The 21787-nt window shown below is 67.6% G+C and carries 22 protein-coding genes; 9 read left to right on the top strand and 13 right to left on the bottom strand.

Annotated features, from left to right (window positions below):
- The 6 genes from fdhF to purC all read right to left on the bottom strand — a co-directional run bounded on the left by fdhF (position 1) and on the right by purC (position 7002).
- The gene (gene fdhF, locus E3D03_RS04415) at positions 1-2880 is read right to left on the bottom strand and encodes a formate dehydrogenase subunit alpha (RefSeq protein ID WP_263565973.1); all 2880 of its coding nucleotides are present in this window, start codon (positions 2878-2880) and stop codon (positions 1-3) included.
- Positions 2877-4418: a formate dehydrogenase beta subunit gene (locus E3D03_RS04410; protein WP_263565972.1), complete on the bottom strand. Its 1542-nt coding sequence runs from the start codon at positions 4416-4418 to the stop codon at positions 2877-2879. Before E3D03_RS04410 ends, fdhF begins: the two co-directional genes overlap by 4 nt.
- A complete protein-coding gene (locus E3D03_RS04405; protein ID WP_062561140.1) occupies positions 4415-4906 on the bottom strand; it encodes a formate dehydrogenase subunit gamma in 492 nt (163 codons plus the stop codon). Before E3D03_RS04405 ends, E3D03_RS04410 begins: the two co-directional genes overlap by 4 nt.
- A gap of 92 nt (positions 4907-4998) precedes the next feature.
- Positions 4999-5886, bottom strand: a complete 888-nt coding sequence (locus E3D03_RS04400; RefSeq protein ID WP_062561141.1) for a LysR family transcriptional regulator — start codon at positions 5884-5886, stop codon at positions 4999-5001.
- A gap of 75 nt (positions 5887-5961) precedes the next feature.
- A complete protein-coding gene (purS, locus tag E3D03_RS04395) occupies positions 5962-6213 on the bottom strand; it encodes a phosphoribosylformylglycinamidine synthase subunit PurS (protein WP_062562247.1) in 252 nt (83 codons plus the stop codon).
- Positions 6214-6237: 24 nt separating this feature from the next.
- Complete coding sequence (gene purC, locus E3D03_RS04390) at positions 6238-7002, bottom strand: phosphoribosylaminoimidazolesuccinocarboxamide synthase (protein WP_017999789.1); 765 nt, start codon at positions 7000-7002, stop codon at positions 6238-6240.
- A gap of 135 nt (positions 7003-7137) precedes the next feature.
- On the opposite strand from purC, the gene E3D03_RS04385 reads away from it, so the two are divergent.
- Positions 7138-7452 carry a DUF1476 domain-containing protein gene (locus tag E3D03_RS04385; RefSeq protein WP_263565971.1) on the top strand — a complete coding sequence of 105 codons (315 nt, stop codon included), beginning with the start codon at positions 7138-7140 and terminating at the stop codon, positions 7450-7452.
- A 73-nt stretch (positions 7453-7525) separates the two neighbouring features.
- On the opposite strand, the gene fdhA is transcribed toward E3D03_RS04385, so the two are convergent.
- The 3 genes from fdhA to E3D03_RS04370 form a co-directional block, all read right to left on the bottom strand.
- A complete protein-coding gene (gene fdhA, locus E3D03_RS04380; RefSeq protein ID WP_263565970.1) occupies positions 7526-8710 on the bottom strand; it encodes a formaldehyde dehydrogenase, glutathione-independent in 1185 nt (394 codons plus the stop codon).
- A 165-nt stretch (positions 8711-8875) separates the two neighbouring features.
- On the bottom strand, positions 8876-9379 hold the full coding sequence (locus E3D03_RS04375) for a PaaI family thioesterase (RefSeq protein WP_263565969.1): 504 nt from the start codon (positions 9377-9379) through the stop codon (positions 8876-8878).
- Position 9380: 1 nt separating this feature from the next.
- Positions 9381-9824: a PaaI family thioesterase gene (locus E3D03_RS04370; RefSeq protein WP_263565968.1), complete on the bottom strand. Its 444-nt coding sequence runs from the start codon at positions 9822-9824 to the stop codon at positions 9381-9383.
- Between the two features lie 156 nt (positions 9825-9980).
- Between E3D03_RS04370 and E3D03_RS04365 the strand changes: the two genes are divergently transcribed.
- The 6 genes from E3D03_RS04365 (at position 9981) to E3D03_RS04340 (ending at position 16987) form a co-directional block, all read left to right on the top strand.
- Positions 9981-10379 carry a MerR family transcriptional regulator gene (locus tag E3D03_RS04365; RefSeq protein WP_263565967.1) on the top strand — a complete coding sequence of 133 codons (399 nt, stop codon included), beginning with the start codon at positions 9981-9983 and terminating at the stop codon, positions 10377-10379.
- Between the two features lie 94 nt (positions 10380-10473).
- Positions 10474-10863 (top strand): MerR family transcriptional regulator, encoded by a 390-nt coding sequence (locus E3D03_RS04360; RefSeq protein ID WP_062561146.1) that lies wholly within the window; start codon positions 10474-10476, stop codon positions 10861-10863.
- A 27-nt stretch (positions 10864-10890) separates the two neighbouring features.
- Positions 10891-12669 carry an acyl-CoA dehydrogenase C-terminal domain-containing protein gene (locus tag E3D03_RS04355; protein WP_263565966.1) on the top strand — a complete coding sequence of 593 codons (1779 nt, stop codon included), beginning with the start codon at positions 10891-10893 and terminating at the stop codon, positions 12667-12669.
- Between the two features lie 279 nt (positions 12670-12948).
- The gene (locus E3D03_RS04350) at positions 12949-13590 is read left to right on the top strand and encodes a glutathione S-transferase family protein (protein WP_062561148.1); all 642 of its coding nucleotides are present in this window, start codon (positions 12949-12951) and stop codon (positions 13588-13590) included.
- Positions 13587-14798, top strand: a complete 1212-nt coding sequence (locus E3D03_RS04345; protein ID WP_263565965.1) for an acetyl-CoA C-acetyltransferase — start codon at positions 13587-13589, stop codon at positions 14796-14798. The genes E3D03_RS04350 and E3D03_RS04345 overlap by 4 nt, the downstream gene beginning before the upstream one ends.
- An 11-nt stretch (positions 14799-14809) precedes the next feature.
- Positions 14810-16987, top strand: a complete 2178-nt coding sequence (locus tag E3D03_RS04340) for a 3-hydroxyacyl-CoA dehydrogenase NAD-binding domain-containing protein (RefSeq protein WP_263565964.1) — start codon at positions 14810-14812, stop codon at positions 16985-16987.
- Between the two features lie 160 nt (positions 16988-17147).
- Here the strand turns inward: E3D03_RS04340 and E3D03_RS04335 are convergent, their stop codons facing one another.
- Positions 17148-18155 (bottom strand): adenosine kinase, encoded by a 1008-nt coding sequence (locus E3D03_RS04335; protein WP_263565963.1) that lies wholly within the window; start codon positions 18153-18155, stop codon positions 17148-17150.
- Positions 18152-18820: an endonuclease III gene (nth, locus tag E3D03_RS04330; protein WP_263565962.1), complete on the bottom strand. Its 669-nt coding sequence runs from the start codon at positions 18818-18820 to the stop codon at positions 18152-18154. The genes E3D03_RS04335 and nth overlap by 4 nt, the downstream gene beginning before the upstream one ends.
- A 101-nt stretch (positions 18821-18921) precedes the next feature.
- On the opposite strand from nth, the gene E3D03_RS04325 reads away from it, so the two are divergent.
- Both E3D03_RS04325 and E3D03_RS04320 read left to right on the top strand, forming a co-directional pair.
- On the top strand, positions 18922-19515 hold the full coding sequence (locus E3D03_RS04325; protein ID WP_263565961.1) for a methylated-DNA--[protein]-cysteine S-methyltransferase: 594 nt from the start codon (positions 18922-18924) through the stop codon (positions 19513-19515).
- Between the two features lie 153 nt (positions 19516-19668).
- Positions 19669-20349, top strand: coding sequence for an OmpA family protein (locus tag E3D03_RS04320; protein WP_062561153.1), 681 nt, complete (start codon positions 19669-19671; stop codon positions 20347-20349).
- Positions 20350-20527: 178 nt separating this feature from the next.
- Here the strand turns inward: E3D03_RS04320 and E3D03_RS04315 are convergent, their stop codons facing one another.
- Together E3D03_RS04315 and E3D03_RS04310 are read right to left on the bottom strand one after the other, a co-directional pair.
- Positions 20528-21082, bottom strand: coding sequence for a F0F1 ATP synthase subunit B (locus E3D03_RS04315; protein ID WP_017999774.1), 555 nt, complete (start codon positions 21080-21082; stop codon positions 20528-20530).
- Positions 21079-21741, bottom strand: a complete 663-nt coding sequence (locus E3D03_RS04310; protein ID WP_263565960.1) for a F0F1 ATP synthase subunit B' — start codon at positions 21739-21741, stop codon at positions 21079-21081. Before E3D03_RS04310 ends, E3D03_RS04315 begins: the two co-directional genes overlap by 4 nt.
- Positions 21742-21787: the final 46 nt, after the last annotated feature.

The raw sequence follows: 21787 nt of genomic DNA, 5'->3' as shown, positions 1-21787 counted from the left end.
TCACTCGGCTGCGGTGGGCAGGATGCGGCGCGACAGTTCGGAATGGGCCTGATACTCCTCTTGCCAATCCGACGGGCCGTTCGAGGGGCTGACCTGCACCGCCGTCACCTTGAACTCGGGGCAGTTGGTGGCCCAGTCGGAATTGTCCGTGGTGACCACGTTCGCCTGGGTCGTCGGGTGGTGGAAGGTGGTATAGACCACCCCCGGCGCCACCCGATCGGTGATATGCGCGCGCAGCGTCGTGTCGCCCGAGCGCGAGGCCACCCGCACCCAGTCGCCTTCGCGCACGCCGCGGTTCTCGGCGTCCGAGGGGTGGATCTCGAGGATATCCTCGGGGTGCCAGGCGACGTTGTCGGTGCGGCGGGTCTGGGCGCCGACGTTGTATTGCGACAGGATCCGCCCGGTGGTCAGCAGCAGCGGGAAGCGGGCGCCGGTGCGTTCCTCGGTGGCGACATATTCGGTGTGGATGAACTTGCCCTTGCCGCGCACGAAGCCGTCGATATGCATGACCGGCGTGCCCAGCGGCGCGGCCTCGTTGCAGGGCCATTGCACCGAGCCCTCGCGTTCCAGCAGTTCGAACGAGACACCGGCGAAGCTGGGCGTGGTCAGGGCGATTTCCGCCATGATCTCGCGCGGGTGGGTATAGGTCCAGTTGCCGCCCATCCGGTTCGCCAGCATCTGGGTGATTTCCCAGTCCTCATAGCCGTTCTTCGGCGTCATCGCCCGGTTCACCAGGTTGATGCGGCGTTCCGCATTGGTGAAGGTGCCGTCCTTTTCCAGGAAGGACGAGCCCGGCAGGAAAACATGGGCATAGTTCGAGGTCTCGTTCAGGAACAGGTCGTGGACGATGACGATGTCCATCGCGGACAGCGCGCTGGTGACATGGCGGGTGTCGGGGTCCGACTGCACGATGTCCTCGCCCTGGCAGTAGAGGCCGCGGAAACGGCCGGCCAGCGCCTCGTCGAACATGTTCGGGATGCGCAGGCCCGGTTCCGGCGACAGCTCGACGCCCCAGGCGCGTTCATAGATCGCCCGCGTCTCGGGGTCCGAGACATGGCGGTAGCCCGGATATTCGTTCGGGAACGAGCCCATGTCGCAGGAGCCCTGCACGTTGTTCTGGCCGCGCAGCGGGTTCACGCCGGTGCCGGGCTTGCCGATATTGCCGCACATCATCGCCAGGTTGGCGATGGCCATGACCGTGGTCGAGCCCTGCGAATGCTCGGTCACGCCCAGGCCGTAATAGATGCTGGCGCGCGGCGCCCTGGCATAGGCGCGGGCGGCCTGGCGGATCAGCTCGGCCGGAACCTTGCTGAGCTTCTCGACCTCGTCCGGCGCATGCTTGGGGTCCAGCACGAATTCGGCATAGTCCAGGAATTCGTCCCAGTCGCAGCGCTCGCGGATGAAGGCCTCGTCATAAAGCCGCTCGGCCACGATCACATGCGCCAGCGCGGTGACCACGGCGACATTGGTGCCCGGGCGCAGCGGCAGGTGCAGCCCCTGGCCCATATGCGGGGTCTTCAGCAGGTCGATCTCGCGCGGGTCGATGACGATCAGCGAGGCGCCCTCGCGCAGCCGCTTGCGCATGCGCGAGCCAAAGACCGGATGCGCGTCGGTCGGGTTGCAGCCGATGACCAGCGCCAGGTCGGTTGCATCGACCGAATCGAAGTCATGCGTGCCGGCCGAGGTGCCGAAGGCGGTCTTCAGCCCATAGCCGGTCGGCGAATGGCAGACCCGGGCGCAGGTGTCGGTGTTGTTGTTGCGGAAGACGGCGCGCGCCAGCTTCTGCACCAGATAGGTTTCCTCGTTGGTGCAGCGCGACGAGGTGATGACGCCGATGGAGTTGACGCCGTGATCGGCCTGCGCCGCGCGCAGCCGGCCGGTCGCGAAATCCAGCGCCTCGTCCCAGCTGACCACCCGCCAGGGATCGGTGATCTTCTCGCGGATCATCGGCTCCAGCTTGCGTTCCTTGTGCGTGGCATAGCCCCAGGCGAAGCGGCCCTTGACGCAGCTGTGGCCGTGGTTCGCCTTGCCCTCCTTGGAGGGCACCATGCGCACCACCTCCTCGCCGCGCATATGCACGTCGAAGGAGCAGCCGACGCCGCAATAGGCGCAGGTGGTCTTGACGATATGCTCGGGCGTGCCGATCTCGATCACCTTGTTCTCGATCAGCGTCGCGGTCGGGCAGACCTGCACGCAGGCGCCGCAGCTGACGCAATCCGACGACAGGAAGCTGTCCGAGGCCATCCCGGCCGAGACGCGGCTGTCGAAGCCGCGGCTTTCGATGGTCAGCGCGAAGGTGCCCTGCACTTCCTCGCAGGCGCGGACGCAGCGGTTGCAGACGATGCATTTCGCCGGATCGAAGGTGAAATAGGGGTTCGACTGGTCCTTGGGCCGCCATTCCGGGTTCGGCCCCTCGGCGTCGCGCCTGGCGAAATGGTTCTGGCCCGGCTCATAGCGCACCTCGCGCAGCCCGACGGCGCCGGCCATGTCCTGCAATTCGCAATCGCCGTTGGCGGCGCAGGTCAGGCAGTCGAGCGGGTGGTCGGAGATGTAGAGCTCCATCACCCCCTTGCGGATCTGCGCGATCTCGTCGGTCTGGGTATGGACCACCATGCCTTCGCCCACCGGCGTCGTGCAGGAGGCGGGCGTGCCGCGCATGCCGTCGATCTGCACCACGCAGAGCCGGCACGAGCCGAAGGCGGTCAGGTGGTCGGTGGCGCAGAGCTTCGGCACCGAGATCCCCGCCACGGCGGCGGCGCGCATGACGCTGGTGCCGGCGGGAACGCTGACGGGAATGCCGTCGACGGTCAGGTTGACGATGACATCCGACTTGACCGCCGGCGTGCCCATGTCGCGGTCGGGAATGATGAAGTCCTTCATTCTGCGGCCTCCCGGTAGGTGTTGGCGGGTCGGGGCGCGCCCCGACCGCTGAAATCGTCAGGGAAATGGGTCAGGGCCGACATCACCGGGAAGGGCGCAAAGCCCCCCAGCGCGCAGAGCGAGCCCCATTTCATCGTGTTGCACAGGTCCTTCAGGATCGGAATGCCGTCCTGGTCGCCCTGGGCGATGCGGTCGATGGTTTCGACGCCGCGGATCGAACCGATGCGGCAGGGCGTGCACTTGCCGCAGCTTTCGACGGCGCAGAACTCCATGGCGAAGCGCGCCAGCTTCAGCATGTCGGCACTGTCGTCGAAGACGCTGATGCCGGCATGGCCCAGCAGCGCGTCCTTGGCGCCCAGTTCCTCGTAGCCGAAGGGCACGTCGAAATTCCAGTGCGGAACGTAAGCCCCCAGCGGCCCGCCGACCTGCGCCGCCTTGACCGGCCGGCCCGAGGCGGTGCCGCCGCCGATCTCGTTGATGATATGGCCCAGCGTCATGCCGAAGGCGGCCTCGAACAGCCCGCCGTATTTCACGTTGCCGGCGATCTGGATCGGTATCGTGCCCTTCGACCGCCCGATGCCCAGCCTGGCATATTCCGTCCCGCCATGCGCCAGGATCCACGGCACCGAGGCCAGCGAGATGACGTTGTTGACCACCGTCGGCCGGCCCAGGAAACCCTCCAGCGCCGGGATCGGCGGCTTGGCCCGCACCACGCCGCGCTTGCCTTCCAGGCTGTTCAGCAGGCTGGTCTCCTCGCCGCAGACATAGGCGCCGGCGCCGGTGCGCACCTCCATGTCATAGGCATGGCCCGAGCCCAGCACCGACTGGCCCAGGATGCCGGCCTGGCGGGCCTTGCCGATCGCGGCCTCCATGTTGCGGATCGCGTCGGGATATTCGCTGCGGATATAGACATAGCCCTGGACGGCGCCGACGGCGATGCCGGCGATGGCCATGCCCTCGATCAGCACCAGCGGATCGCCCTCCATCAGCATGCGGTCGGCGAAACTGCCCGAGTCGCCCTCATCCGCGTTGCAGACAATGTATTTGCGCGGCGCCTGCGCGCCGGCCACGGTCTTCCACTTGATGCCGGTCGGGAAACCGGCGCCGCCGCGGCCGCGCAGCCCGGATTCGGTCACGTCGGCGACAATGGCCTCGGGCCCGATCTCGATGGCGCGGCGCAGGCCCGCCAGCCCGCCATGCGCCTGGTATTCCTCGACCGAGAACGGGTCGATGACGCCGACGCGGGCAAAGACCAGCCGCTGCTGCGCCTTCATCCAGGGCAGCTCCTCGACCGGCCCCAAGGCCAGCGGATGCTCGGCGCCGCTGCGCAAGGCCTCGACCAGCCCGGGCACGTCGCCCGCCTCGACCGGGCCATAGCCGTAGCGCACGCCGTCGCGCTCGACCTCGACCAGCGGCTCCAGCCAGATCATGCCCCGGGTGCCGTTGCGGATGACGGTGAAATCCGCGGCCAGCGCGGCGGCCACCTCATCGGCGCCCAGGGCCTTGGCGGCCGCGTCCAAAGGAACCCAGATCCTCATGCGCCCGCTCCCATACCCGCTTCGGCAACCAGTCGCTGCACCTTCTCGACCGTAGCCCGGCCCAGCAGCCGCTCGCCCATCTGCGCCGAGGGCCCGCAGGCGCAAAGCCCCAGGCAGAACACCGGCTCCAGCGTCAGCCGGCCGTCCGGCGTGGTCTGGTGAAAGTCGATGCCCAAGGCGGCGCGCACCCGATCGGCCAGCTCGTCCGCGCCCATGGATTGGCAGGCCTCGGCCCGGCACAGCCGCAGCACATGCCGCCCCGAGGGATGATCGCGGAAATCGTGGTAGAAGCTGACGACGCCATAGACCTCGGCCCGGGTCATGCCCAGCGCCCCGGCGATCACCGGCTGCGCCTCTTCGGGCACATAGCCCCATTCCGCCTGGATATCGTGCAGAATGGGCAGCAGGGGCCCCTCGCGGCCGGCATGGGCGGCGATGATGGCGTCAAGGCGCAAAAGGAAGTCAGCGTCACTGGCTGGCGAGGTCATGGCTAGGTCGATCCGGGCTCATACATTTAGCCCAGACTAGGCGTCCACGATAGGCATAACAATCGTGATGTGCCGTTTATTGATTGAAAACTTCAATCGACAGGCAGGATATCCGCCCCGCCCTGCTGGCGCCCGACCAGCCGCAGCAAGGCTTCGACCAGGGGCGGATGCGGTTCGCGCCGGGCAACGACCAGCCCGACCATATGGCCCTGGCCATCAAGGTCGCGCGCCACCACCCCCTCGGGCAGCGGCAGGCCGCGCGCCAGCGCCCGCGGCAGGATCGCCGCCCAGTCGCCGGTCGCGACATGCGCGAGAATCGCCAGCATCGAGGTCGATTCGACCCGCGGCATGGCATCCGCCCCCGCCTCCAGCAGGTGCCGGGTGACGATGCGGCGGTTCTGCATGTCCGGGGTCAGCAGGCACAGGGGCCGGGTCGCGGCCTCGGACCATTCGGCGGGGCCGGCGGCGGTGCTGCGGTCGATCAGGCAATAGGTCTCGCGATACAGGGGCAGGCTCTGCACCCGGCCCAGCGGCTCGCTGTCCAGATAGGTCACGCCCGCGTCCAGCTCCAGCGACTCGATCTGGTCGCGGATCTCGTCCGAGCTGCGCGACAGGATCGAGACCCCGGCGCTGGGATGGCGCTTCAGGAACGGCCCGGTCAACTCGGCGATGCGCGGCATGGCGGTCGGGATCACCCCGATGCGCAGCCGCCCAGAGACGCCCTTGCGGCTGGCCTGCATCTCGGCCTGCATGGCACGGGCATCGCCGACGATGCGCCGCGCCCAGCCCAGCACCCGCTCGCCCTCGGGCGTCAGCCCCTGGAAACGCGAGCCGCGCCGCACCAGCTGCACGCCCAGCTGCTCCTCCAGCGCCCGCATGGCCGAGGACAGCGTCGGCTGGGTGATGCCCAGCGATTCGGCGGCGCGGCCGAAATGCTTCTCGCGCGCCAGCGCCATGAACATGGAAAGCTTGTCGATCACCGAACCGCCCTCCTGTTCTCTTTTGTGGAAAAATATCCCGGGGGTCCGGGGGCAGCGCCCCCGGCGCCGAAGGGATCAGACGATCTCGACCGCGTATTTCTCGATCACGGTATTGGCGAGCAGCCCCTCGCACATGCGCGCGACCTCGGCGCGGGCGGCCTCGGCATCGCCCCCCGAAAGTTCCGGGGCCAGGTCAAGCTCGATCACCTTGCCCTGCCGCACGCCCGAGACGCCGGCAAAGCCCAGGCCGCCCAGCGCGTGCCGGATCGCCTCGCCCTGCGGGTCCAGAACGCCGTCCTTCAGCATGATGGTCACACGGGCTTTCAGCGGGGCGGTCATGGTGGCGGTCCTTCAGTTGATGAGCGTGGGCTTGGTCAGCGAGGTGGTGTTGGCGGGCATCAGGCCCAGCCGGCGCGCCACCTCGGTATAGGCGTCGGTCAGGTTGCCCAGGTCGCGGCGGAACACGTCCTTGTCCAGCTTCTGGCCGGTCTTGACGTCCCACAGCCGGCAGCTGTCCGGGCTGATCTCGTCGGCGACGATCAGGCGCATGAAATCGCCGTCCCAGATCCGGCCGATCTCGATCTTGAAGTCGATCAGCTTGATCCCGGCGCCGAAGAACACGCCCGACAGGAAATCGTTCACCCGCAGCGCCAGGCTGACGATGTCGTCCAGGTCCTGCTGGCTGGCCCAGCCGAAGGCGATGATATATTCCTCGGAGACGAAGGGGTCGCCCAGCTCGTCGTTCTTGAAGCTGTATTCGACGATCGGGCGCGGCAGGGGCGTGCCCTCCTCCATGCCCAGGCGCTTGGCGATGGAACCGGCGGCGAAGTTCCGCACGATCACTTCCAGCGGGATGATCTCGACCTGGCGCACCAGCTGCTCGCGCATGTTGATGCGGCGGATGAAGTGGTTCGGCACGCCGATATTCGTCAGCCCGGTCATGAAGAATTCGGACAGGCGGTTGTTCAGCACGCCCTTGCCTTCGATGGTCGCCTTCTTCTGGGCGTTGAAGGCGGTGGCGTCATCCTTGAAATACTGGATCAGGGTGCCCGGCTCGGTGCCTTCGTAAAGGATCTTGGCCTTGCCTTCGTAGATTTTCTTGCGCCTTGGTGCCATGCTGCGCTTCTCCCGTCCGCAAGGTGACATTCTTTAATGGCGCTATAGGCCAGAAACGGGGTCAGGGGCAATACGGGCTTGCGATGCGCGGGCTTTAGGGCTCATATCTGGATCAATATTCAAGCAGAGGCCGCCATGACCACCTTTGACGACCGCGAACGCGCGCAAGAGGCGAAATTCGCCCGCGACGAGGAACTGAACTTCAAGGCCGAGGCGCGCCGCAACCGCCTGCTCGGCGAATGGGCGGCGGGGCTCCTGGGCAAGTCCGGCGACGACGCCCGCGCCTATGCGCTGACCATCGTCAGTTCCGATTTCGACGAGCCGGGCGACGAGGACGTCTATCGCAAGCTCAGCGCCGACCTGGCCGGCAAGGTGGACGAGCAGACCATCCGCAGCCAGATGGTCGCGCTGCGCGCCACCGCGCGCAACCAGATCGTCGACGAGAGCTGATCCGCCGCAAGCCGGACGCGCCATGAAAAACTCCCCGCCTCGGCGGGGAGTTTTGCGTTTCAGGCCCGGGATCTCAGGCCGCCAACCCGCCATGCGGGTCCAGCACGTATTTCCTGGCCACGCCGGCATCGAAGCTTTCATAGCCCGCCACCGCCTGGTCCAGCGGGATGATCGTCGCATTGACGATATCGGCGATGGGCAGCCGGTCGTGCAGGATCGCCTGCATCAGCTGGCGATTGTATTTCAGCACCGGGGTCTGGCCGGTGTGCAGCGACTGCGCCTTGGCCCAGCCCAGGCCGAAGCGCATCGACAGGCTGCCATGCTTGGCGGCATTGTCGACCGCGCCCGGATCCTCGGTCACGTAAAGCCCGGGGATGCCGATCTGGCCGGCGGCGCGGGTGATCTCCATCATCTGGTTCAGCACGATGGCCGGCTGTTCGCCGCCGGAATGGCCGCGCGCCTCGAACCCCACGGCGTCGATGGCCGAATCGACCTCGGGCGTGCCGGTGATCTCGGCGATCATGTCGCCCAGCCGGTCGGATTTCGACAGGTCCACCGGCTCGAAGCCGACCTTGCGGGCGTGCTCCAGCCGCTCCTTGTTGAAGTCGCCGATCATCACCACCGCGGCGCCGAGGATGCGGGCCGAGGCGGCAGCCGCCAGACCCACGGGACCGGCGCCCGCGACATAGACCACCGAGCCCACGCCGACGCCGGCCTTGACCGCGCCGTGAAAGCCGGTGGGCAGGATGTCCGACAGCATGGTCAGGTCGCGGATCTTCGCCATGGCGCGGTCGCGATCCGGAAACTTCAGCAGGTTGAAATCGGCATAGGGCACCATGACATAGCGCGCCTGGCCGCCGATCCAGCCGCCCATGTCGACATAGCCATAGGCACCGCCGGCGCGCGACGGGTTCACCGTCAGGCAGACGCCGGTGTCGCCTTCGCGGCAGCAGCGGCAGCGGCCGCAGGCGACGTTGAACGGCACCGAGACGATGTCGCCGATCTCCAGCATCTCGACATCGGCGCCCTTCTCGATCACCTCGCCGGTGATCTCATGGCCCAGCACCAGCCCGGGCTCGGCGGTGGTGCGGCCGCGCACCATATGCTGGTCCGAGCCGCAGATATTGGTCGAGACCACCTTCAGGATCACGCCATGCTCGATCTTGCGCCCGTCGGGGGATTGCAGTTTCGGGTCGGCGATGTCTTGCACCTCGACCTTGCCGGGGCCGATGTAGACCACGCCTCTGTTGCTGCTCATGCGATCTCTCCTCCATGATCGTCTGCGGCGCGTGGCCTGCCCGGCCGCGCGCGTCAGCCCCTCACCGCGCAAAGCGCGGGTCTCCTGCCGATCCTAATCCAGGAAACGGCGCAAAATGCGCCGATTGCGACATACGGGGCGACGATCAAGACATGCGCGGCCGGATCAGCCGCCCTGCGGCATCAGGAAATGCCCGGTCGCTTGGGCGAAAAGCTTCTGGCGATGGTCCTGCCAGCCCTCGACATGCACGCTGGCATAGCGCCGTCCGGACCGCACCACCCGCGCCCGGGCATAGGCGTCGCGCGGCAGGCCCGAGCGCAGGTAATCCACGGTGAAATCGATGGTCTTGGGCAGGCGCGGCAGGCTTTCGGGCACGGCGGCATCGGGGGCGATGCGGCCCTGCTCCATGTCCTCCCAGATCTGGGTCCAGGTCAGCTCGACGATGGCCGCCACCTCCAGGAAGGCGGCCGTCACCCCGCCGTGGATCGCCGGCAGCATCGGGTTGCCGATCAGCTTCTCGTCAAAGGGCAAGACGGCGGTCAGCTCGTCGCCGCGCCGGTCGAAGACGATGCCCAGCCAGCGGATATAGGGCACGCTGCCCACCAGCGCGTTCAGCGCATTGTTGCGGCGCGACTTGATCGCCGACAGCGGCTCGTTGCGATCCGCCATCTCAGCGCTCGACCGTGAAGGCGCCGGTGGCCGAGGCGACCGGGCGGCTGTCGTCGTCGTCCATCGCCACCGCACGCACGAAGGCGACCGAGCGGGTGATGTGATAGCAGCTCGCCTTGGCGCGGATGGCCTGGCCGGGCACGGCGGGGCGCATGTAGTCGATGCGCAGGTCGATGGTCGCGGTCGAGCGGGCGCCGGTCGGATGCGCCATCACCGCCGCCCCGCAGCAGGTGTCCATCAGCGCCGAGATCACCCCGCCATGGATCACGCCGCTGCGCGGATCGCCGACCAGATCCTCGCGCCAGGGCAGCGAAATTTCGGCCCCCTCATCCGAGAGCATGTCGAAGCGCATCCCCAGCGCGCGCGCATGCGGGATCACCTCGATGAACTGGCGCGCGATGCGGCGGCGCTGCTCGGACAGGTCTGGCGGGGCTTCCTCGGTCATGCGGCTGGGCTCTCCTGGCTGGTTGGCGGAATGGTAACAGCCCCTGCCCGCCTGGCAAGCCCGGCCGCCAAACCGGCACGACCGACCAAAGGTTGAGTTTGCCTCCGGCCCGCGATAGGCTCGCCCCCGATGCGCGCCCGCGGCGAGGTTCACGCGATGACCGGTAACGAATACATTGGCTTCAAGGAAATGTGCGCGCGTTTCGACGTGACGCCGCGCACGCTGCGGTATTACGAATACATCGAATTGCTCAGCCCCCGGAAAGAGGGCCGCTCGCGCTTCTACGGCCCGCGCGAGATCGCGCGGATGAAGCTGATCCTGCGCGGCCGCCGCTTCGGCTTCTCGCTCGAGGACATCCGGCAATGGCTGCTGATCTATGGCGAAAAGGGCACGCGCGAACAGTATCGGGTCTGGATCGAACTGGCCGACCGCCAGCTCGACGTGCTGGCCCAGCAGCGCCAGGAACTGGAAGCCGCCATCGCCGACCTGCGCGACCTGCGCGACGAGACCGAGGCGCTGCTGTCGCGGATGGAGGCCGATCCCCGCGACGCCTGAGGGATGGCCTGACGCCACGTCGGGGCTTACGTGAACGTAAACCTCGCCTATATTCCATCCCGAGACCAACGGCTGGGGAAAAGGAGGCATCGGCATGGGCGACACGTTGATGACCATCCGGCAGATGTGCGACGCCTTCGAGGTGACGCCGCGCACGCTGCGCTTCTATGAGGCGCGCGAGCTGCTGTTTCCGCAGCGCAACGGCCAGCACCGGCTTTACGGTCGCACCGACCGGGCGCGGCTGAAGCTGATCCTGCGCGGCAAGCGCTTCGGCTTCTCGCTGGAACAGATCCGGCAGCTGCTGGAGCTCTATGACCCGGCCGAGCGCAACATCACCCAGACCGAGGCCACCCTGGCCACCGCGCGCGAGCGGCTGGCCGACATGGAACGCCAGCACCAGGAACTGGGCATCGCGCTTTCCGAGCTGCGCGACCAGATCGCCCAGGGCGAAACCTGGCTGCAAAACCTGAAATCCGGCGCCTGACCCGGCGCCAACCCTTTGGGAGGACCGATGACCACCTATGCCGCCCCCATCCGCGACATGCAATTCGTGCTGCACGACGTGCTGCGGATCTCGCAGCAGGACTTGCCCGGTCATGGCGATCTGGACCGCGAATTCACCGAAGCCGTGCTGGACGCCGCCGGCAAGCTTGCCGCCGAGGTGCTGGCGCCGCTGAACGCGGTCGGCGACCGCCAGGGCTGCCGGCTGGAAAACGGCGTGGTGCGCACCCCCGAAGGCTTCAAGGCCGGGTTCGAGCGCATGCGCGAAGGCGGCTGGACCGCGCTGGACTGCGATCCCGAATTCGGCGGCCAGGGCATGCCCTATGTGATCGGCCTGGCGGCGGGCGAGATGTTCTCGGCCGCGAACATGGCTTTCACCATGTACCAGGGCCTGACCCATGGCGCCTATTCGGCGATCCACGCCCACGGCTCCGACGAGCAGAAGGCCACCTATCTGCCGAAGATGGTCAGCTGCGAATGGACCGGCACCATGAACCTGACCGAGCCGCATGCCGGCACGGATCTGGGCCTGCTCCGCACCAAGGCCGAACCGCAAGAGGATGGCAGCTACCGCATCACCGGGCAGAAGATCTTCATCTCGGCCGGCGACCACGACATGGCGGAGAACGTCATCCACCTGGTGCTGGCCAAGGCGCCCGGCGGCGGCGAGGGCACGCGCGGCATCTCGCTGTTCATCGTGCCGAAATTCCTGGTGAACGAAGACGGGACCTTGGGCGAACGCAACGCCGTCTCGGTCGGGAACCTTGAAGAAAAGATGGGCATCCACGGCAACGCGACCTGCGTGATGAACTACGACGGCGCCAGGGGCTGGCTGCTGGGCGAACTGCACAAGGGCATGCGCGCCATGTTCACCATGATGAACGAGGCCCGCGTCGGCGTCGGGTTGCAAGGCTATGCCGTGGCCGAGGCCGCCTATCAGAACGCCGCTGCCTATGCCCGCGACCGGCTGCAGGGACGCGCGGTGACCGGCGACGCCAACCCCTCCGGCCCGGCCGATCCGCTGATCGTGCATCCCGACATCCGCCGCAACCTGATGGACCAGAAAAGCTTCCTGGAGGGCGCCCGCGCGCTGGCCTTCTGGGGCGCGCATCTGATCGACCGCGCGCATCTGGCGCAGGACAGCCAGGCGGACGACCTGGTGTCGCTGCTGACGCCGGTGATCAAGGGCTTCCTGACCGACAAGGGCTTCGATTGCGCGGTGCAGGCGCAGCAGGTCTTCGGCGGCCACGGCTACATCGAGGAACAGGGCATGTCGCAATTCGTCCGCGACGCCCGCATCGCCATGATCTACGAGGGCGCGAACGGCGTGCAGGCGCTGGACCTCGTCGGCCGCAAGCTCGCGGCCGAGGGCGGCAAGCCGATCATGGCCTTCTTCGAGATGGTGAAATCCGAGATCAAGGCGCAGGACACCGACGAGGTGCTGCAAACCCAGTTCTGCGAGCCGCTGAAGGCGGCCTCGAAGGACCTGCAAGCAGCGGCGATGTTCTTCATGGAGCAGGGCATGAAGAACCCGAACGCAGCCTTGGCCGGGTCCTACGACTTCATGCATCTCTTCGGCCATGTGGCGCTGGGGCTGATGTGGCTGCGCATGGCCGCCGCGTCGCGCAAGGCGCTGGAGGAAGGCACGCAGGACGCCACGTTCCACGAAACCAAGCTGGCGACGGGGCGCTACTACATGGCGCGGCAATTGCCGGCGACCGCGATGCATCTCGCGCGCATCCGCTCGGGCGCCGAGCCGGTGATGGCCCTGGATGCGGCGCGGTTCTAAAGATCGGAGATTGTCGCCAGACTGAAATGTCGCATGGGTATTTGTGCAACAAAGAAGCTGACAGGGTTGCGCCCCGGCCACCCCCGCTGTTCAGGCGGGACAGGTTTTCGCCAGATGACCGGGGCGGCTTCTTCGTTGGCGGTCATCGGCTCCCCAGCCTGTACCGCAGATGCGATCCTAACCCTTGGCCGTTAACAATAGGTTAAAGCGTTTCTTTGTTGTAAAAATACCCATTGCGACGACAAAGCCTGGTGCTACCCGGAAGAAAGGATGAACAGCATGACCGCCCAGCTTCATTGTTTCGGAGAATCCGGTCACTCCTACAAGGTGGCGCTGATGATGCAGCTGACCGGCTATCCTTGGCAGCCGGTCTTCGTGGATTTCTTCGGCGGCGCCACGCGCAGCCCGGAATACCAGGCGCTGAACGAGATGGCCGAGGCACCCGTCTTCATCGAGGACGGGCGCAGCCTGACGCAATCCGGCGTCATCCTGCTGCACTTGGCCGAGCAGACCGGCCGCTTCGCCGAGGGCGACCGGGACGAAATCCTGCGCTGGCTGTTCTGGGACAATCACAAGGGCTCGGCGCAATTCGGCGCCTTGCGTTTCCTGATGAACTTCCTGCCGCCCGAGAAACGCCCGGCCGAGGTGATCGGCTGGATGCAGGGACGCTGCAAGGCGGCGCTCAAGACCCTGAACCAGCATCTGCAGGGCCGCGACTGGCTGGTCGGCGACAGGCCCAGCATCGCCGATCTGTCCTGTTGCAGCTACCTGTTTTACCCCGAGCCCTTCGGCTTCGACCGCGCCGACTGGCCGCATATCGACGCCTGGCTCGGCCGCATCCAGGCCCTGCCCGGCTGGAAACACCCCTATGACCTGATGCCCGGCAGCCCCGCCGACCGGGCCGCGAAGGAGGACGCATGACCGACGCCTATATCTACGATGCCGCCCGCACGCCGCGCGGCAAGGGCCGCCCCGATGGCAGCCTGCATGAAGTCACCTCGGTCGCGCTCTCGGCCCGGCTGCTCGATGCGGTCAGGGAGCGCAACGGGCTCGAAGGACCTGCGGTCGAGGACGTGATCTGGGGCAATGTCACCCAGGTCAAGGAACAGGGCGGCTGCCTTGCCCGCTCGGCCGTGCTGGAAAGCGGGCTGGACGAGAGCATCCCGGGCCTTTCGGTCAACCGCTTCTGCGCCTCGGGCATGGAGGCGGTGAACCTGGCCGCGAACCAAGTCAAGGCCGGCGCCGGCCAGGCCTATATCGCCGGCGGGGTCGAGATGATGGGCCGCGTGCCGATGGGCAGCGACGGCGCCGCCATCGCCGTCGATCCCAGCCTGACCTTCAAGACCTATTTCGTGCCGCAGGGCATCTCGGCCGATATCATCGCCACCGAATACGGCTTTTCGCGCGACGACGCCGACCGGCTGGCGGTTGAATCGCAGCGCCGCGCCACCCAGGCCTGGCAGGAAAACCGCTTCGCCAGGTCCATCGTCCCGGTCAAGGACCAGAACGGGCTGGTGATCCTCGATCGCGACGAATACCTGCGCCCCGGCACCACGATGGAGGACCTGGCCAAGCTCCGGCCCGCCTTCAAGGAGATGGGCGAGACGATGCCCGGCTTCGACAAGGTGGCGATGCTGAAATACCCGCATCTGGACCAGATCGACCACATCCACCATGCCGGCAACAGCTCGGGCATCGTCGACGGCGCCGCCGCGGTGCTGATCGGCAATGCCGAATTCGGCAAGGCCCACGGGCTGAAACCGCGCGCCCGCATCCGCGCCACCGCCAAGATCGGCACCGATCCGACCATCATGCTGACCGGCCCGGTGCCGGTGACGGAAAAGATCCTGCGCGAATCCGGCCTTTCCATCGGCGACATCGACCTGTTCGAGGTGAACGAGGCCTTCGCCTCGGTCGTGCTGCGCTTCATGCAGGCCTTCCAGGTCGATCCCGGCCTGGTCAACGTCAACGGCGGCGCCATCGCGCTGGGGCACCCGCTGGGCGCGACCGGCGCCATCATCATCGGCACGCTGCTCGACGAGCTCGAGCGGCAGGACAAGACCATGGGCCTTGCCACGCTGTGCATCGCGTCCGGCATGGGCGCCGCCACCATCATCGAGCGCGTCTGAGGGAGGGCGAGATGACCGATTTCACCATGGATAAAGGCGCCGACGGCGTCGCCATCATCACCTGGGACGTGCCGGGCAAGTCGATGAACGTGCTGTCGCTGGACGGCGCGGCCGCGCTGAACGCGCTGATCGACGACGCGCTGGCCGATACGGCCGTCAGGGGCGTGGTCATCACCTCGGGCAAGGCGGATTTCGCCGCCGGGATGGACCTGAACGTGATCGCCGCGATGAAGGACGGCGGCGCGCAGGCGGTGTTCGACGGCGTGATGACGCTGCACCGCCTGCTGCGCAAGATCGAGCTTGCCGGCATGGACCCGAAGACGAAAAAGGGCGGCAAGCCCATCGCGGCCGCCCTGCCCGGCACCGCGCTGGGGATCGGGCTGGAACTGCCGCTGGCCACGCATCGCATCTTTGCCGCCGAGAACCCGAAGGCCAAGATCGGCCTGCCCGAGATCATGGTCGGCATCTTTCCCGGCGCCGGCGGCACCACCCGCTTGGTGCGCAAGCTGGGCGCCATGGGCGCCGCCCCCTTCCTGCTGGAGGGCAAGCTCAGCGACCCGGCCAAGGCCAAGAGCGCCGGCCTGCTCGACGCGGTGGTGGCCGATCCCCTGCAAGCCGCCCGCGACTGGGTGTTGCAAGCCTCTGACGCCGATCTGGTCAAGCCCTGGGACGCCAAGGGCTACAAGATGCCGGGCGGCGAGCCCTATCATCCGGCGGGCTTCATGACCTTCGTCGGCGCCAGCGCCATGGTGCATGGCAAGACGCTGGGCGTCTATCCGGCCGCAAAGGCCCTGCTCAGCGCCGTCTACGAAGGCGCCATGGTGCCCTTCGACACCGCGCTGAAGATCGAGGCGCGCTGGTTCACCAACGTGCTGATGAATCCCTCCTCGACCGCGATGATCCGCAGCCTGTTCATCAACAAGGAGGCGCTGGAGAAGGGCGCGAACCGCCCCGAGGCACCGGATCAGAGCGTGAAGAAACTGGGCATCCTCGGCGCCGGCATGATGGGCGCGGGCATCGCCTATGTCTCGGCCATGGCGGGGATCGAGGTGGTGCTGATCGACGCCGCCCAGGACGCCGCCGACCGCGGCAAGGCGCATTCGGCCGACCTGCTCGACAAGGCGATTTCGCGGCGCAAGGCGACCGAGGCGAAGAAGGCCGAGGTGCTGGCCCGCATCACGGCGACGACCGATTACGCCGCGCTGGCCGGCTGCGACCTGATCGTGGAAGCCGTGTTCGAGGATCCGAAGGTCAAGGCCGAGGTCACCGCCAGGGCCGAGGCGGTGATCCCCGCTGACGCGATCTTTGCCACCAATACCTCGACCCTGCCGATCAGCGACCTCGCCAAGGCCAGCGCCCGGCCGGAACAGTTCATCGGCATCCACTTCTTCTCGCCCGTCGACAAGATGCTGCTGGTCGAGATCATCAAGGGCAAGGAGACCGGTCCGCGCGCCGTCGCCAAGGCGCTGGATTTCGTGCGCCAGATCCGCAAGACGCCCATCGTGGTCAACGATGCGCGCTTCTTCTACGCCAACCGCTGCATCATCCCCTATCTCAACGAAGGCATCCGCATGGTGGCCGAGGGCGTCAGCCCGGTGCTGATCGAGAATGCCGCCAAGATGATGGGCATGCCGCTGGGGCCGCTGCAGCTGGTGGACGAGACCTCGATCGACCTCGGCGTCAAGATCGCCAAGGCCACGCGGGCGGCGATGGGCGACGCCTATCCCGACGATGCGGTGGACCAGGTGATCTTCAGGCTGGCCGAGCAGGGCCGGCTGGGCCGCAAGGCCAAGGCGGGCTTCTACGACTATGACGAGGGGGCCAAGCGCCAGGGCTTCTGGTCCGGCCTCGCCGCCGAATGGCCCGAAACCCCCGAGCAACCCGAACTGACCGAGATCCAGCATCGCCTGATGTTCGCGCAGGCCCAGGAAGCCGTGCGCGCCCTGCAGGACGGCGTGCTGGAGGACATCCGCGAAGGCGACGTGGGCGCCATCCTGGGCTGGGGCTTCGCGCCCTGGTCGGGCGGTCCCTTCGGCTGGCTCGACATGCTGGGCGCGCCGCGCGCGGTCGAAATCGCCGAAGACCTCACCGGGAAGTTCGGCCCGCGCTTCAACCCGCCGCAGCTTCTGAAGGACATGGCGGCAAAAGGCGAAAGCTTCTACGGCAAGACCGCCCGCAAGGCGGCCTGACCCGGAATCACCGGACAAGGCCGCCAGCCTCGGCCTTGTCCGAAACGTCGCATGGGTATTTGGAAAACAGAGAAGGCGAATGCCGAGAGACGCTGATCGCCTCGACCGCTTCCGGCCTTCTCTGTTTCTCAAATACCCATGCTGCCCGCGCCACAGGCGGCTAGATCAGCCCTTCGCTCCGAAAGGCGGCCAGCAGATCGCTTTCCGGCCGGGCGCCGACATGCGAGATCACCTCGGCCGCCGCGATGCAGCCCATGCGGCCCGCGACGGCCAGCGGCACGCCGCGCGCCAGACCGTGGATCAGCCCGGCGGCGAACTGGTCCCCGGCGCCGGTGGCATCGACCGGCACCACGCGATGCACCGGCGCCGTCACCCGTTCCTCGCCGCGGATCAGGATGGCGTCCTCGCCCGAGCGGGTGCAGATCACCGTGCCGCAATCGGCTTGCGCAAGGGTCAGCGCCTGCTCCAGATCCTCGACCTGATAGAGCGATTGCCATTCATGGACATTGCCGATGACGTAGTCCATCGGCCCGGCGACGAGCCTGCGGAAACCCTCGCGGTGGCGGTCGACGCAGAACGGATCCGACAGCGCAATCCCCGCTTGGCCGCCCGCCGCGTGGCAGGCCTCGGCCGCCTTCAGGAACGCGGCCTTGCCCTCGGGCTTGTCGAAGAGATAGCCTTCGAGGAACAGCCAGTCGCAGCCGCTGAAGGTGGCGGGATTGACCTCCTCGGGGCCGATCTCGCCGGAAATCCCCAGATAGGTGTTCATCGAGCGCTCGCCGTCCGGCGTCACGAAGATGATCGAGCGCGAGGTCGGCGCCACCTGCCCCGCCACCGGCGGATTGACGAAGACCGTGCCGGCCGCCTCGGTCTGCTCGGCATAGCTGAGGCCCAGCGGATCGCCCGCCACCTTGCCGATGAAGGCGGTGCGCAGCCCCATCATCCCCAGTCCCGCCAGCGTGTTCGCCACCGAGCCGCCCGGCACCAGCCGGGCCTTGCCGGCCTGCGGATCGGCCGATTGCGCCGCCATCAGGAACTCGGACCGCTCGCGGTCGATCAGCTGCATGATGCCGCGCTGCACCCCCAGCCGCGCCAGCGTCGCATCGCGGGTCGGCGCGATCACGTCCATCACGGCATTGCCGATCCCGATCACATAGGGTGTGGTCATTCGGTCTTCTCCTCATAGGGGCAGAGGTCTTCGATCGGGCAGATCTTGCAGCGCGGGCGGCGCGCCTGGCAGATATAGCGGCCGTGCAGGATCAGCCAGTGATGCGCATTCTGCTGGAAGGGGACGGGGACATTGTCCTCGATGGCGCGCTCGACCGCCTCGACGTCGCGGCCCGGCGCGATGCGGGTGCGGTTGCCGACGCGAAAGATATGCGTGTCGACCGCCTGGGCCGGGAAGTCGAAGACGCTGTTCAGCACCACATTCGCCGTCTTGCGGCCGACGCCCGGCAGGGTCATCAGCGCGGCGCGCGACTGCGGCACCTCGCCGCCGTAAACCTCGACCAGGATGCGCGACAGGGCGATGACGTTCTTCGCCTTCTGGCGGTAAAGGCCGATGGTCTTGATCTGCTCGGTCAGCGCATCGACGCCCAGTTCCAGCATCTGCTGCGGCGTCGAGATCCGGGCGAACAGCGCCTTGGTCGCCTTGTTCACGCCCACGTCGGTCGCTTGCGCCGACAGCGCCACCGCGACCAGCAGGGTGAAGGCATTGCTGTATTCCAGCTCGGTCACCGGATGCGGGTTCGCCTCGCGGAAGCGCGAAAAGATCGCCACTTGCGCCGCATAGGGCAAGGCCGGGGGGGTGCGAAGGGATGCGCTGCGTGCCATGGCCTCCAGATGCCCCGGCCCGCCGTGAAGCGCAAGCATTCCGGCATGGATTCCCGGCGCACCCGCGCTAGTCTGGCCGCACGGACAGAAACGAGGTTGCCATGAACCGGACGTTGTTTTCTCCTGCCACCCCCGCCGACGGGCTGGGTATCATCCTTGCCACCCGATCCGCCAGCGATGCCACGGTGCTGTGCCTGGGCCGCTTCGAGACGCCGCTCGGCACCGTCGTGGCGCTGGGTGCCGGCGGCGCGCTCTGGGGCTTGGGCTTTGTGGGCGAGATGGCGCCCGACGCGGTGCTGGCCGACCTGATGGCGCGCTGGCCCGGGGCCCGCGCGGTCGAGGCGCCTGAGGCGCTGGCCCCCGCCATCACCGCCCTGCTCTCGGACAGCGGCGAGATCACCGTCGCGCTGTCCGGCACCGACTTCCAGCTGGCGGTCTGGCGCGCGCTGGCCGAGGTGCCGGCCGGGCAGGTCATCAGCTATGCCATGCTGGCCGAGCGCATCGGCCGGCCGCGGGCGCTGCGGGCGGTCGGAACGGCGGTCGGGCAGAACCCGGTCAGCTGGGCCATCCCCTGCCACCGCGTTACCCGGACCGACGGCAGCATCGGCGGCTATCACTGGGGCGCCGCGGTCAAGCGCGCCCTGCTGGCCCGCGAAGGCGCGAGCATCGCGCCGCGCGCCATCGCCGCATTGTGACGCCGGACCGCCGGATTTCTTCGCCTTTCTGTAGCCTTGGCCGGGAACTCATGCCATGGTCGCGGTGTTTGGGCTCCCAGAGCCGGAGGCCATGCTCCGGACCAGTCGCAAGGACAGGCGGCGGTGGATCGCCCCGAAAAGAAAGGTAAACGAATGAAGACCCGTATTCCGTTGCTTCTCGCCTCGGCCGGCGCGATCGCCCTGACGGCCTGCGCGCCGACCGACCAATATGGCAGCACCGGCAGCACCACCGGCCAGGGCATGAATCGTGCCCAGCAAGGCGCCATCGCCGGCGCCGTGGTCGGCGGCATCCTGGGCGCGACCCGCGACAGTGACAAGAACGGCCAGGGCAAGGACGCCATCAAGGGCGCCATCGTCGGCGCGGCGGTCGGCGGCGTCGGCGGCGCGATCCTCGACCAGCAGCAGAAGGCGCTACAGCAGTCGCTGAACAACCCGAACATCCGGGTGGTGAACAACGGCAACCACCTGTCGGTGATCATGCCGGAATCGACGCTGTTCGCGACCGATTCGGCGGCGGTGGGCGCGCAGGGGCAGAACGACCTCTACACCATCGCGCGCAACCTGAACCAATACCCGAACAGCACGATCCAGGTCGTCGGCCATACCGACAGCACCGGCTCGGCCGCCTATAACCAGGACCTGTCCGAGCGCCGGGCGCGTTCGGTCGCCGGTATCCTGACCGCCGGCGGCGTGGCCTCGAACCGCGTCGCAACCGCGGGCCGCGGCGCGAGCCAGCCCATCGCCTCGAACGACACCGCCGCGGGCCGGGCGCAGAACCGTCGCGTCGAGATCCTGATCTTCCCCTCGCGCTGATCCGCGAGACGGCAGCCGCAGGGCGCGGGCCGGCAGCCATGCTGCCGGCCCCTTTGCCTTTGCGCCCTCGACGGGCGGAAAGGCAAAGACCCGGGCATGAAAAAACCCCGCGACGTTGCCGCCGCGGGGTTCAAGATCACTGTCCGGCGGGAACGCTTGGCCGCGTCCCTCGTTCGTTTCAGTTCAGGCGGCGCGCCACGTCGTCGATGGCCTTGTCGATGCCGGCCGCGCGCTGTTCGGCGGTGGCCTGCTTGCCAAGAATCTCGGTCGCGGCCGAGATCGCGGTCTGGATCGCCCGGTCGCGCACGGCGCGGACCGCATCGCCCTCGGCGCTGGCGATCTGCTCCTCGGCGGCCTTCAGCCGGCGCTCGATCGACAGTTGCAGCGCCTTCTTGGCCTTCTCGGCCTCCAGCACCGCCTCGCGCTTGGCATTGGCGACGATCTCGTCGGCCTGGGTCTTGACCTCGCGCTGGCGCCGCTCGTAGCTCGCATAGATCTCCTGCGCTTCCTCGCGCAGGCGGCGAGCCTCGGCCAGGTCGTTGCGGATGCCCTCGGCGCGCTTGTCCAGCAAGCCACCGACGATCTGCGGCACCCGGAAATAGACCAGGATGCCGACGAACAGCAGGAAGGCCAGCGTGACGATGAAGTCGGTGTTGCGCAGCGAGAAGAACGGGCCGGTGGCCGCCAGGGCCGGGCTCGCCATCAGGGCAAAGAGAACGCTCAGACGTTTCATTGCAGCGCCCCCTTCAGCCGCTGATCGACCGCCTCGCCGACCAGGTTCTGGTCCGCGGCGCCGCCGAAATTCTCAACCAGAGCGGCCGTCACCTCGCGGGCGACCGAGCGTGCATCCTCGACGGCCGAGGCACGGATCTCGCCGATGCGCTTCTCGGACTCGGCCGAGCGGGCACCGATTTCCGCATCCGCATGGGCGATGGCGGCGTCGAGTTCCTTCTGCATCTCGGCCTTGTTGGCGGCGATGATCTTCTGCGCCTCGGCGCGGGCGTCGGCCAGCGCCTTGTCATAGGCGGCCTCGGCTTCCTTGGCCTTCTGCTTGAATTCCTCGGCCGCCATCAGGTCGCCGGTGATCGCGCCCTGCCGGTCCGAGATGACCCCGCCGATGCGCGGCAGCGCGATGCGCGACAGCACCCAATAGATCACGGCCAGGACGACCAGCAGCCAGAAGATCTGGTTGCCGAAAGTGCTGAAATCCAGTTGCGGCATGCCGGGGGCGCTGGCGGCGTGGCCGGCCGCACCGTGGGCAGCATCCGCAGCACCGGCAACGGCATGGGCCGCATCGGCGCCATGGCCCGCCGCTTCGGCGGATTCGGTGATGACCACCGTTTCGGTTTCTTCGACCACGACGGGCGCGGTCTGTTGCAACAGGCTGAACATATCCTACCCCATGCCGGTCGTTTCACAATCGGGTGGGCGCGTCACG

The sequence above is a fragment of the Paracoccus sp. DMF genome, from assembly GCF_004407025.1.
GTDB classification, from domain to species: Bacteria; Pseudomonadota; Alphaproteobacteria; order Rhodobacterales; family Rhodobacteraceae; genus Paracoccus; species Paracoccus aminovorans_B.
The sequence above is the reverse complement of the archived record's forward strand: the minus strand, read 5'-3'. Positions and strand labels throughout refer to the sequence as shown.

Bases quoted from the DNA above. Each gene is read 5' to 3' on its own strand.
- purC (WP_017999789.1), bottom strand. From the start codon at position 7,002: ATGGCACCAAGGCGCAAGAAAATCTACGAAGGCAAGGCCAAGATCCTT.
- fdhF (WP_263565973.1), bottom strand. From the start codon at position 2,880: ATGAAGGACTTCATCATTCCCGACCGCGACATGGGCACGCCGGCGGTC.
- E3D03_RS04365 (WP_263565967.1), top strand. From the start codon at position 9,981: ATGACCGGTAACGAATACATTGGCTTCAAGGAAATGTGCGCGCGTTTC.
- E3D03_RS04345 (WP_263565965.1), top strand. From the start codon at position 13,587: ATGACCGACGCCTATATCTACGATGCCGCCCGCACGCCGCGCGGCAAG.
- E3D03_RS04310 (WP_263565960.1), bottom strand. From the start codon at position 21,741: ATGTTCAGCCTGTTGCAACAGACCGCGCCCGTCGTGGTCGAAGAAACC.
- E3D03_RS04405 (WP_062561140.1), bottom strand. From the start codon at position 4,906: ATGACCTCGCCAGCCAGTGACGCTGACTTCCTTTTGCGCCTTGACGCC.
- E3D03_RS04410 (WP_263565972.1), bottom strand. From the start codon at position 4,418: ATGAGGATCTGGGTTCCTTTGGACGCGGCCGCCAAGGCCCTGGGCGCC.
- E3D03_RS04385 (WP_263565971.1), top strand. From the start codon at position 7,138: ATGACCACCTTTGACGACCGCGAACGCGCGCAAGAGGCGAAATTCGCC.
- E3D03_RS04315 (WP_017999774.1), bottom strand. From the start codon at position 21,082: ATGAAACGTCTGAGCGTTCTCTTTGCCCTGATGGCGAGCCCGGCCCTG.
- E3D03_RS04355 (WP_263565966.1), top strand. From the start codon at position 10,891: ATGACCACCTATGCCGCCCCCATCCGCGACATGCAATTCGTGCTGCAC.
- E3D03_RS04360 (WP_062561146.1), top strand. From the start codon at position 10,474: ATGGGCGACACGTTGATGACCATCCGGCAGATGTGCGACGCCTTCGAG.
- E3D03_RS04320 (WP_062561153.1), top strand. From the start codon at position 19,669: ATGAAGACCCGTATTCCGTTGCTTCTCGCCTCGGCCGGCGCGATCGCC.
- E3D03_RS04375 (WP_263565969.1), bottom strand. From the start codon at position 9,379: ATGGCGGATCGCAACGAGCCGCTGTCGGCGATCAAGTCGCGCCGCAAC.
- E3D03_RS04370 (WP_263565968.1), bottom strand. From the start codon at position 9,824: ATGACCGAGGAAGCCCCGCCAGACCTGTCCGAGCAGCGCCGCCGCATC.
- E3D03_RS04350 (WP_062561148.1), top strand. From the start codon at position 12,949: ATGACCGCCCAGCTTCATTGTTTCGGAGAATCCGGTCACTCCTACAAG.
- E3D03_RS04325 (WP_263565961.1), top strand. From the start codon at position 18,922: ATGAACCGGACGTTGTTTTCTCCTGCCACCCCCGCCGACGGGCTGGGT.
- E3D03_RS04335 (WP_263565963.1), bottom strand. From the start codon at position 18,155: ATGACCACACCCTATGTGATCGGGATCGGCAATGCCGTGATGGACGTG.
- fdhA (WP_263565970.1), bottom strand. From the start codon at position 8,710: ATGAGCAGCAACAGAGGCGTGGTCTACATCGGCCCCGGCAAGGTCGAG.
- nth (WP_263565962.1), bottom strand. From the start codon at position 18,820: ATGGCACGCAGCGCATCCCTTCGCACCCCCCCGGCCTTGCCCTATGCG.
- E3D03_RS04340 (WP_263565964.1), top strand. From the start codon at position 14,810: ATGACCGATTTCACCATGGATAAAGGCGCCGACGGCGTCGCCATCATC.